Source organism: Streptomyces hokutonensis (genome assembly GCF_042751305.1).
In the GTDB taxonomy this organism is placed as follows: domain Bacteria; phylum Actinomycetota; class Actinomycetes; order Streptomycetales; family Streptomycetaceae; genus Streptomyces; species Streptomyces hokutonensis_A.
Genome location: NZ_JBHYWD010000020.1, coordinates 164,600 through 175,192, shown reverse-complemented (window position 1 = coordinate 175,192; position 10,593 = coordinate 164,600). Strand labels below are relative to the sequence as shown.

The following is a 10,593-nucleotide window of genomic DNA, read 5'->3' as shown; positions in this document are numbered from 1 at the left end:
CTCGCCACCCGCATCATCTCCCGACTCCGCACAGCACTCTCCCCCGACATCCCCCTCGCACTCATCTTCGACAACCCCACCATCCACACCATGGCCGAAGCGGTGGGACACCTCCTGCCCGCGTCCGGTACGGCCGACGGGAGGACGCCCCGATGACGACAAGTCCGATCGTGGAACGCGCAGTGGACACCGTGCGGCGGCAGACCGACTCGAGTCCTGCCGTGGACGCGCCGCTCTCCGCGGCGCAGCGACGGGTGTGGCTGCTCGAACACCTCCGTCCCGAACTCGTCGAATACAACATGGCCCAGGTCTTCGAGCTGACCGGGCTGCTCGACGCGAACGCGCTCGACGCGGCGCTGGGCCTGGTCGTGGAGCGGCACACCGTCCTGCGATCCAGGGTGGTGCAGGACGCGACCGGCGGCCCGCGGCTCCGCGTCGGACCGGCGTCGGCGATCCGGCTCCAGCGCACCGATCTCAGTTACCTGACCGTCGGGCCGGCCTACGAGGAGGCGTATCGGCTGAGCAGCGCGGACATCCAGGGGCGGTTCGACCTCGCCACCGGCCCGTGGCTGCGCGCCCGGCTCACCGAACTGCCCGAGCAGCGCTGGCTGTTCACCGTGGTCGTGCACCACATCGCGGTGGACGCGGCGTCGATGCAGATCCTGTGGCGTGAACTGTCCGAGGCATACACGGCGTTGACCGCCGGCCGCCGTCCGGAACTGCCTGAGCTGCCGATTCAGTACGGGGACTACGCGGACTGGGCGGCCCGGCGGCTGGAGACGCCGGAGGCGGTCGCCGAAGTGGCGCACTGGAAACGGACCCTGGCCGGGGCGACCCCGACGGAGCTGCGCGGCGACCGGGCACGGCCCGCGGTGCGCGGCGGCACGGGCGCCCGGGTCTCCCACGTGATCGACACCGACGTCGTCGACGGGGTAAGGGAGTTGGCCCAGAAATACCGTGTGACGCCGTTCATGGTGCTGTTCTCGGCGTTCGCTGCCCTGGTCTCCCGGCACACCGGGAGCCGGGACGTGACGATCGGCGTGCCGATGTCCGGTCGCACGCTTCAGGAGACGGAGGGCCTGATCGGTTTCTTCGTCAACACGGTCCTGCTGCGTACCGGCCTGGAGGGCAACCCGACCTTCGCCGAACTCCTCTCCCGGGTCCGGGGAACCACGCTGGAGGCGTACGAGCACCAAGGCGTGCCGTTCGACGTGCTGGTCGACGAGTTGCGGCCGGAGCGCGACCTGAGCCGCAACCCGTTGTTCCAGCTGCTGTTCAACCTGGTCGAGGAGCAGACCTCGCAGCTGCGGCTGCCCCGGGTGTCAGCCCGGTCGCTGCCGGTCGAGGCGGATACCGCCCGCTTCGACCTGGACGTCACCGTGGTGACACAGGACCACCGGATGGAAGTGCTGATCTCCTACGCGACCGAGCTCTTCGAGGCCGGCACGGTGGGCCGGTTCGCCGAGCACTACCAGCGGATCCTGGCCCATGCGGTGCGGAGCCCCGAGACCCGGATCGGCGATCTGGACCTGCTCACGCCGGGCGAGGAACGGCTGCTGCTCTCCGACTGGAACGACACCGCCGTACCGGAATCTCCCCTGCTCGTGCCCGACCTGGTGGACCGGCAGGCCGAGCTCACGCCGGACGCGGTGGCCGTACGGGGCCTGGACGGCACGGAGCTCACCTACGCCCAACTGGTGCGCAGAGCCTCGGAGTTGGCGTCCGTGCTGCGGGCCCAGGGCGCGGGCCGGAACGCCCCGGTGGGCGTGATGGTCGAACGGTCCCCGGAGCTGCTGGTCGCGCTGCTCGCGGTCCTCAAGTCGGGCGCGGCCTACCTTCCGCTGGAGTCCGACTATCCACCGGACCGGCTGGCGTACGTGCTGGCCGACAGCGGGGCACGGCTGCTGCTGGGCCGTCCCGAGCTGGTGGCCGGGCTGGAACTGGACGCGGACGTCCGGGTCGTGGACATCGGCGCGCCGCCACCGCTGCCGCCCGGGGAGCGGCCGGAGCCGGTGACGCCGCGGCCGGACGACCTGGCGTACATCATCTACACCTCCGGTTCGACCGGTCGCCCCAAGGGGGTGATGGTGCCCCACCGGGGTCTGGTGAATTTCGCCCTGCACATCGCCCGTACCCTCGGCCTCTCCGGTGACGACGTGCTGTGCACAGTGACCACCGTGGCGTTCGACGCGTCGGTGCTGGAGCTGTTCGTGCCGCTGGTCAGCGGCGCCCGTATCGTCGTCGTGGACCGGGAGACCGCCTCCGACGGCGCCGCCCTGGCCGGCGCGCTGGCGGAGTCCGGCGCCACGATCCTGGCGGCGACCCCGGCCACCTGGCATCTGCTGCTGCTCGGCGGCTGGCAGGGCGGCGACCTCCAGGCCGTCACCGGCGGCGAGGCGCTCTCCCCTCAATTGGCCCGGGAACTGGCGCCGCGCGTGTCCCGGCTGTGGAACCTGTACGGGCCGACCGAGACCACCGTCTACTCCACCCTGCACCTGATCGTCCCGGACGATGCGGCGGGGCCGGTCTCCATCGGGCTGCCGATCGCCAACACCCAGGTGCACCTGGTGGACGACCGGATGCGGCTGGTGCCGGTCGGGGCCGTCGGCGAACTGGTCATCGGCGGCACGGGCGTCACCCGCGGCTACGCCGGACGGCCCGGGCTGACCGCGGAACGGTTCGTGCCCGACCCGTTCGGCACCGACGGCCGGCTCTACCGCACGGGCGACCTGGCCCGTCGGCGCACCGACGGCACACTGGAGTTCATCGGTCGGGAGGACTCCCAGGTCAAGATCCGCGGCCACCGCATCGAGCTGGGCGAGATCGAGGCGGCCCTCCAGCAGTACCCGGCGGTGGCGCGGGCCGCGGTGATCACCTCGGGCGAGGACATGGCCCGGCGGATCGTGGGCTACGTCTCCTGGCGGGACGAGCCCGACGAGCCCGGCCTGCGCGGCTTCCTGCGCGAGCGGCTGCCGCAGTACATGGTCCCGGCCACGCTGGTGGGCCTGGACCGGATACCGCTCACCCCGAACGGCAAGGTGGACCGCAAGCGGCTGCCCGAGCCGGCCGCGGAAGGAGGTGCCGAACCTGTCGCGCCCCGGGACTCGCTGGAGCTGCGGGTCACTTCGCTCTGCGAGCAGGTCCTCGGCCGGTCACCGGTGGGCGTGCGCGACGACTTCTTCGCCGCGGGCGGCAACTCGCTGAGCGCCTTCGAACTGGTCGAGGCGGTACGGCGGGAGCTGGGCGTGAGCGTGCCGCTGAGCACGTTCTTCAGGACGCCGACGATCGAGGCGCTGTGCGGGGCACTGCCCGAGATGTCAGCCGTCTCCGAACGGCTGCTGGTACCACTGTCGTCGGCCTCGCCGGCCACCGGTTCGCCGCTGTTCCTGGTCCACCCGCACGGGGGCGGTGTCAGTTCCTACATGGGGCTGGCCAGGGAACTGGACGGCCACGTCGACCTGTACGGCGTCGAGGCGGTCGGGTACAACACCGACGTGGCGCCGCTGCGCACCGTCGAGGAGATCGCCGAGCGCTATCTGGCCGAGATCTCCGAGGTGGTGCCGGAGGGTCCGGTGCTGCTCGGCGGCTGGTCCTTCGGCGGTGTCGTCGCCTTCGAGATGGCGGCACGGCTGGAGCGGGCGGGCCGGAAGGTCGCCGCGCTGGTGCTGCTGGACTCGCCGGTGCCGGGGTCCGCGGACCTCGTCGGCGACGAGGACGTGCTCTCCCGGTTCGGTGCCGACGCCGGACTGTCGTCGCAGCAGATGGACGCGCTCGACGACAACGCGCTGATCGCGGCCCTGGTGCGGCGGTCCCATCAGGACGGCCGGCTGCCCGACCGGATCGAGTCCACCGCCGTGCGCCGCATGGTGGAGGTGGCCCGTGCCAACGGGGTGGCCGCCGGACGGTACCGGCCCACCGCCGTCCTCGACGCCGGTGTCCATCTGATCACGGTGTCCGAGGCCCACCCGACCCTCAAGAGCCCCGACGTCGATCCGGACGCCTGGCGGGCGCTGACCCGGGGCGCGGTGGCCACCGTGCCGGTGCCGGGCAACCACCACGACATGGTGCACCCGCCCCATGTCGGTGAACTGGCCGCGCGGATCGCCGAAATCGTCCGTCCCCACCAGGCCGCGGCCACATGAGGGGCGACGACGCCGGCCGGACGCGGGGCCGCCTTGGCCCCGTGTCCCCGGGCCCGCCCGATGGGGCGGGACGCGACACCTCCATTCCCACACCCGTACGTTCAAGGAGGCGTAGGTGAAGAACGGCGTGCAGAGCCAGGATGTGCTGTCCGTACCGGACATGCACGGCCAGGCACAGATGGAGCTGGTGCCCCCGCACCTGGAGCACGGCGTGCTCATTGGCACCGGAACCGCCCCCAGCCACCACGGTGAACTGCTCCAGGGGGTGTTCGAGGACGACGGCGTACTCCACCGCGGCCTGGTGACGCTCCCCTGTTCCTTGTTCGCCAGCAACGCGGTGGTGCGGCTGAGCCCATGGCAGCCGGAGCTGACGGTCACCCCGGCGTGGAAGACGAAGGCCCTCGGCGCCGCCCGCACCACACTGGAGGCGCTCGGTCTGAGCGACTACGGCGGCGAGCTGGAGTTGCGGAGCGACGTCGCCGTCGGACGCGGCCTGGGCTCGTCGACCAGCGATGTGACCGCGGCGATCTTCGCGGTGCTGTCCGCGGCCGGCCGCACCCTCTCACCGGAGCGGATCGCCCGGATCGCGGTCGCCGCCGAGGCGGCCACCGACCCCCTGGTCTACTCCGACCGGATGGTGCTGTTCGCGCACCGGGAGGGCCTGGTGATCGAGGACTTCCACCGGCCGGTGCCGCCGCTGGCGGTGGTCGGCTTCTCCGCGACGGAAACGGAGATCGACACCCTGGCGCTGCCGCGGGCCCGGTACAACGCCTGGGAGATCGAATGCTTCCGGGCGCTGCGTGGCCTGATGCGCCGGGCCGTGGCCCGGGGCGATCACCGGGAGCTCGGCAGGATCGCCACGGCGAGCGCCCGCATCAACCAACGGTTCCTGCCGGTACCGCGCTTCGACCGCGTACTGGAGATCGCCGAGGAGACCGAGGCGCTGGGTGTGCAGGTGGCCCACAGCGGCACGGTCGCCGCCCTGCTCTTCGCACCCCACCAGCCCGGGCTGGAGCAGCGCACGGCGCTGGCCGCCCGCCGGCTCGCCGAACTGCGCATCACCGACCATTGGCGCTACACAGCCGGGAGCGACTCTCATGTCCCGTACGCACACCAGTCGTAGGACCTTCGCGAGCGCGGTCGACGGTCACGCCCTGCCGAAGGTCATCCAGGTCGGACCCAACGTGTACGGGGCCGCCTTCCATCTGATGAAGCTGCTGCCCGCGCAGTTCATCCTCACCAGTGCCATCGAGACCGGTGAACTCACCGAGGGCACCACGGTCGTGGAGACCACGTCCGGAACCTTCGGACTCGGGCTCGCGATGGTGTGCCGGCTCAAGGGCATCCCTTTGACCCTCGTCGGGGACCCGGCGATCGAGCCGCCGCTGCGCCGCCGGCTGGAGGCACTCGGCGCCCGGGTGATCATCGTCTCCGGCCCCGAACTGCGCACCCGTGGCGTGCAGCAGGCCCGGCTCGACCGGGTGGCCCGCGTACAGGCGCGGCTGGACTCGTACTACACCCCCGGCCAGTACGACAATCCGCTCAACCCGGTGTCGTACGGTGCCGTCGCCGAACTGCTGCTGGAGAGCATGGGCACGTTCGACGCGCTGGTCTGCCCGGTCGGCTCGGGCGGTTCGTCGTCCGGGATCGGGTCGTTCCTGCGGGCACTGAACCCGCAGCTGAAGCTGATCGGGGTGGACACCCCGGGAAGCGTGCTGTTCGGCGCCCCCGCCGGGGCCCGGCAACTGCGCGGGCTGGGCAACGGCCTGGTGCCGCCCGTCCTGGAGCACACCCTGTTCGACGAGGTCCACTGGCTGGACGCCGAAACCGCGTTCACCGCGACCCGGCGGCTGCACTCCGAGCACGCCCTCTATATGGGGCCGACCAGCGGCGCCGCGCACCACGTGGCGCGCTGGTACGCCGAGCGCCATCCGGAGCTGCGGGTGATGGCGCTCTTCCCCGACGAGGGCCACCGCTACACCAACACCGTCCACAACGCCGCGTGGCTGCGCCGCAACGGCTTCCTCACCTCACCGCCCGGGGCGCCCCGCACGCTGGACCACCCCTCCCAGGCCGCCGGTAGTTGGTCCCGGTTCTCCTGGGGCCGGCGTACACGTGACGAGGTCGTCGCCCTCATGGAAGGAGTGACCGCATGACCCAGGACTTGTTCGTCCTCGTCGAGAGCAACACCACCGGTACGGGCCGGCTGTTCCCGGCAGCTGCTCGCGCGCTCGGCCTGCACCCGGTGCTGCTGGCCGCCGACCCGTCCCGGTACACCTCGGTGGGCGGCGCGGAGGTGGTCCGCACCGACACCGACAGCGTGGCCGCGGTGCTCGACGCCTGCCGCCGCCTGGCCGTCGGACGGCGCGTCGCGGGCGTCGCCACCAGTTCCGACTACTACGTGGAGACGGCGGCGGCCGCGGCCACCGCCCTCGGCCTCCCGGCCAACTCCCCCGAGGACCTCGCCGCTGTCCGCGACAAAGGCACGCAGCGGGCCCGGCTCGCCGCGGCCGGGGTGCGCGTGCCCCGGTTCACAGTGGCCGGAACGGTCGAGGAGGTCCTGGCCGCGGCCGAGGAGACCGGTTACCCGGTGGTCGTCAAACCGGTCATGGGCAGCGGCAGCCTCGGAGTACTGCTGTGCGCGGACCCCGTGCAGGCGGCCGGGCACGCCCGTGCCCTGCTGGCCCGCGGGTTCGACGAGCGCGGCCGGCCGGTGCCGCCCCGGGTCACGGTCGAGGAGTTCGTGAGCGGCCCTGAGTACTCGGCGGAGGTCCTCGACGGCACCGTGGCCGGGATCACCGCCAAGCACCTCGGGGCACCGCCCCTGTTCGTCGAGACCGGGCACGACTTCCCCGCCGCCCTGGCACCGGCCGTGACCGAGGCCGTGACCGAGGCCGCGGAGGCGGCCGTACGGGCCCTCGGTATCGCCCTCGGCCCGGCGCACGTGGAACTGCGCCTCGGCCCCGTCGGACCGGTCCTGATCGAGGTCAACCCACGACTGGCCGGCGGCTGGATCCCCCGGCTGGTGCGGGAGGCGACCGGGGCCGACCTGATCCTGGCCACGGTCGCGGCGTTCAGCGGCCGGCCGGCCCCGGTGGCCGCCACGGTGGCCCGGGGCGCGGCGATCCGGTTCGTGGTGGCCGGGGACAGCGGCCGGCTGCGCGGCTTCGAGGGCGTGGCACAGGCCCGTGCCGTTCCCGGCGTGGTCGATGTGGAGACCTACCGGGAGCCGGGAGCGGAGATCGTCGTGGGCGGCGACTTCCGGGACCGGATCGGGCATGTACTGGCCCGGGGCGGGTCCGCCGCCGAGGCTGCGGAAGCCGCCGCCGAGGCTGTGCGCCGCGTCAAGCCGATCCTGACGGCTCGTCAGGAGGTGTCGGCGTGACGGACTCCGGCCGCCTGCGCAGCGCCGCCTCCCCCGAGATCCGCCGCATGCTCCTGGAGCGGCGCGACCCGCCGAGGCTCGCTTGGAAGACCGAACTCGACAGGATCACCCACGTCGACCTCGCACATGTGGTCATGCTCGCCGAGCGGCAGATCGTGGGTGTACGGACCGCGTCCACCCTGCTGAAGGCGATCACGGAGTTACGCGAGAGCGACTATCTGCCACTGGAGACCAGGCCCGCTCCGCGCGGTCTCTACCTGGCCTACGAGTCCCATCTGATCGAGACACTCGGCGACGAGACCGGCGGTGTTCTCCAGACCGGCCGGTCCCGCAACGACCTCGGCGTCACCTGCCTCCAGTTGGCGCTGCGCGAACCGTACCGCCGGCTCTCGGAGGAACTGGGCGAGCTGGGCAGGGTGCTGCTCGCACGCGCGCACGAACACCGCGAGGTGCTCATGCCCGCCTACACCCACTTCCAGGCGGCGGTGCCGGTCACCTACGGCCACTACCTGCTGGGGCTTGCCCAGACCTTCGAACGGGACGCCAGGGCGCTGGCCCAGGCCGGCGAGGGGCTTGAGCTGTGTCCGCTGGGCGCCGGGTCGATCGGCGGGACGACCGTCGCCATAGACCCGCGTCGTACGGCCGAACTCCTCGGCTTCGGCGAGCCGGTCCGCAACTCGGTCGACGCCATCGCCACCCGGGACACCGCGCTGCGGCTGCTGTCGGCGGCCGTGGTGTTGGGGGTCACCCTCGACCGGGCCGCCCTCGACCTGTTGATGTGGTCGAGCGCGGAGTTCGGGCTGGTGTCGATCCCCGACGGGCTGGTGGGGTCGAGTTCGATGATGCCGCAGAAGCGCAACGCGTTCGTCCTGGAGCATGTGCAGGGCAAGTCCGCCGCCGCCCTCGGCGGGCTGACGGCCGCCGTGAGCGCGATGCGGGGCACGCCGTTCACCAACTCCATCGCGGTCGGCACCGAGGCGATGGCCCATGTGATGCCGGCCCTGGACGCCACCATCGACGCGGTGAAGATCCTGCGGCTGGCCTACGACGGGGCCCGGCCGGTCCCCGAGGCCATGGCGGACCGGGCGACCGCGGGGCTGACGCACGCGACCGCAACCGCGGAGTGGCTGGTGCGGCAGGGGGTGCCGTTCCGGCGGGCCCACCACCAGGTCGGGGAGGCCGCCCTCGCCGTCGTGGAGGGGCGGGCCGGCTCGCTCGGCGCGGCTCTCGACGCACAGGTCCACACGAGGGCCGGCCAGTCCGCCGACCTGAGTCCGCAGGCCGTGTGGCGGGCGGCCGAGTACGGCGGCGGCCCCGGCCGCGCCTCATTCCTGCACTGCCACGGACAGCTCGTCCCGCGCTGGGAGGACCACCGCACCCGGCTGGCAGAGGAGACCGCCCGCTGGCGCGACGCCGACGAGCGTCTGCGGGACGCGGTGGCCCTGGTGCATGACCAGAGCCAGGACATCGGCCGGCTGCCGAACCCGAACCCGAGGAGGAACATCCATGCCGAGCACTGACCACGACGCGTTCGCGCCGCCCGTCGTCGAACTTCGCAGCGACACCTTCACCCTGCCGACGGCCCGGATGCTGGAGGAGATGACGAAGGCGCCGCTCGGCGACGACGTCTACGGCGAGGACCCTACCGCCCGTGAGCTGGAGGAACTGGCTGCCGAGCTGCTGGGTATGGAGGACGCCTGCTTCATGCCGAGCGGCACCATGGGCAACCTGGCGGCCCTCCTCGCCCACTGCCCACGCGGCACCAAGGCCCTCGCGGGCGCCGAGTCCGACATCTACGTCTACGAGGCCGGCGGGGCCTCCTACTGCGGCGGCGTGATCGTAGAACCGGTGGTCAACCGGGCCGACGGCACCATGACGCTCGCCGACATCGAAGCCGCCTTCCCGGAGGACCCCGAGGACCCGCAGTTCGCGCTGCCCGCCCTGCTGTGTGTGGAGAACCCGCAGAACCGCTGCGGCGGGCGAGTGCTGTCGCTGGAGTACCTGGCCGAGGTTCGGGCGCTGGCTCAGGCCCGCGGGGTGGCTGTCCATCTGGACGGCGCCCGCCTCTTCAACGCGGCGCTCGTCCTCGGCGTCCCCGTGCACGTCATCGCCGGATACGCGGACTCGGTGCAGTTCTGTCTGTCGAAGGGGCTGTCCGCGCCGGTCGGCTCGATGGTCGCCGGCAGCTCCGAGTTCGTCCGGTCCGTGCGCCGTATCCGCAAGATGCTGGGCGGCGGCATGCGGCAGGCCGGGGTGCTGGCCGCGGCCGGGCTGGTCGCGCTGCGGGAGATGACACTGCGGCTCGGCGACGACCACGCCACGGCGCGCCGGCTGGCCGAGGGGCTGGCCGCGCTGCCGGGAGTCGTGGTGGAGCCGGTCGAGACCAACATGGTGTTCTTCCGGGTCGACGCCCCCGGCCTGACGCAGGCCCGGTTCATCGAACAGGCCTGGGAGCAGGGCGTGCGCCTCGCCGAACTGGGCCGCGGCCGGATCCGGGCGGTCACCCACGCCGGGGTGGACGACGCCGACGCCGACCACGCCCTGGCCGTCTTCCGGAACATCCTGCTGCCGCAGACCGCCGCCGCCTGAGCTGTCCCCGGCCGGCCGATTCCCCTGCCTACGAACCCTTTCCACGTCCCGTCCGCACCACTCGCTCCACACCCATCCCTGAAACAGCTCCACCACACGATCGGAGAATCGTCATGCAGCACACCTCCCAGCAGTGGCTCGTGGTCGTCAACGACGAGGAGCAGTACTCCATCTGGGCTGCCGACCGCGACATCCCGCAGGGCTGGCGCACGGTCGGCGTCAGCGGTCCTAAGGAGCACTGCCTCGACCACATCGAGCGCACCTGGACCGACATGCGCCCGCTGAGCCTGCGCTCCGCCACCGCCGCGTAGGCCTCCGGCGGATCGAGTCACACGCCGATGGGCGCCCCGCCGGGGGGGCCGGGGGTAGGGGGGGGGGGGGGGGGCACGCGGGGTGGGGGGGGGACGGGTCGGCGCCGCCGTTGTGCTTCGCGCAGTTATTCAGCGGATTGGTGGCGCCGTCGGCGAAGTCCTCGCT

8 protein-coding genes are annotated in these 10,593 nt (G+C 72.4%); all 8 read left to right on the top strand.

Features of this window, described 5'->3' with window-relative positions; translation table 11 throughout:
• The first annotated feature begins 12 nt into the window (after positions 1-12).
• Positions 13-156, top strand: a complete 144-nt coding sequence (locus ACFXC1_RS38585; protein ID WP_381251833.1) for a hypothetical protein — start codon at positions 13-15, stop codon at positions 154-156.
• Positions 153-4,142, top strand: coding sequence for a non-ribosomal peptide synthetase (locus tag ACFXC1_RS38580; RefSeq protein WP_381251816.1), 3,990 nt, complete (start codon positions 153-155; stop codon positions 4,140-4,142). Before ACFXC1_RS38585 ends, ACFXC1_RS38580 begins: the two co-directional genes overlap by 4 nt.
• Positions 4,143-4,257: 115 nt before the next feature.
• A complete protein-coding gene (locus ACFXC1_RS38575; protein WP_381251814.1) occupies positions 4,258-5,265 on the top strand; it encodes a GHMP family kinase ATP-binding protein in 1,008 nt (335 codons plus the stop codon).
• Positions 5,240-6,298, top strand: coding sequence for a pyridoxal-phosphate dependent enzyme (locus ACFXC1_RS38570; protein ID WP_381251812.1), 1,059 nt, complete (start codon positions 5,240-5,242; stop codon positions 6,296-6,298). Before ACFXC1_RS38575 ends, ACFXC1_RS38570 begins: the two co-directional genes overlap by 26 nt.
• Positions 6,295-7,527 carry an ATP-grasp domain-containing protein gene (locus tag ACFXC1_RS38565; RefSeq protein WP_381251810.1) on the top strand — a complete coding sequence of 411 codons (1,233 nt, stop codon included), beginning with the start codon at positions 6,295-6,297 and terminating at the stop codon, positions 7,525-7,527. Before ACFXC1_RS38570 ends, ACFXC1_RS38565 begins: the two co-directional genes overlap by 4 nt.
• The gene (gene argH / locus ACFXC1_RS38560) at positions 7,524-9,047 is read left to right on the top strand and encodes an argininosuccinate lyase (RefSeq protein ID WP_381251808.1); all 1,524 of its coding nucleotides are present in this window, start codon (positions 7,524-7,526) and stop codon (positions 9,045-9,047) included. Before ACFXC1_RS38565 ends, argH begins: the two co-directional genes overlap by 4 nt.
• Positions 9,034-10,116, top strand: a complete 1,083-nt coding sequence (locus tag ACFXC1_RS38555; RefSeq protein WP_381251806.1) for a GntG family PLP-dependent aldolase — start codon at positions 9,034-9,036, stop codon at positions 10,114-10,116. The genes argH and ACFXC1_RS38555 overlap by 14 nt, the downstream gene beginning before the upstream one ends.
• A 113-nt stretch (positions 10,117-10,229) precedes the next feature.
• Complete coding sequence (locus tag ACFXC1_RS38550) at positions 10,230-10,427, top strand: MbtH family protein (RefSeq protein ID WP_381251805.1); 198 nt, start codon at positions 10,230-10,232, stop codon at positions 10,425-10,427.
• Positions 10,428-10,593 lie beyond the last annotated feature (166 nt).

Coding starts and splice junctions, on each gene's coding strand:
- ACFXC1_RS38580 (WP_381251816.1), top strand. CDS start 153: ATGACGACAAGTCCGATCGTGGAACGCGCAGTGGACACCGTGCGGCGG.
- ACFXC1_RS38570 (WP_381251812.1), top strand. CDS start 5,240: ATGTCCCGTACGCACACCAGTCGTAGGACCTTCGCGAGCGCGGTCGAC.
- ACFXC1_RS38565 (WP_381251810.1), top strand. CDS start 6,295: ATGACCCAGGACTTGTTCGTCCTCGTCGAGAGCAACACCACCGGTACG.
- ACFXC1_RS38555 (WP_381251806.1), top strand. CDS start 9,034: ATGCCGAGCACTGACCACGACGCGTTCGCGCCGCCCGTCGTCGAACTT.
- ACFXC1_RS38550 (WP_381251805.1), top strand. CDS start 10,230: ATGCAGCACACCTCCCAGCAGTGGCTCGTGGTCGTCAACGACGAGGAG.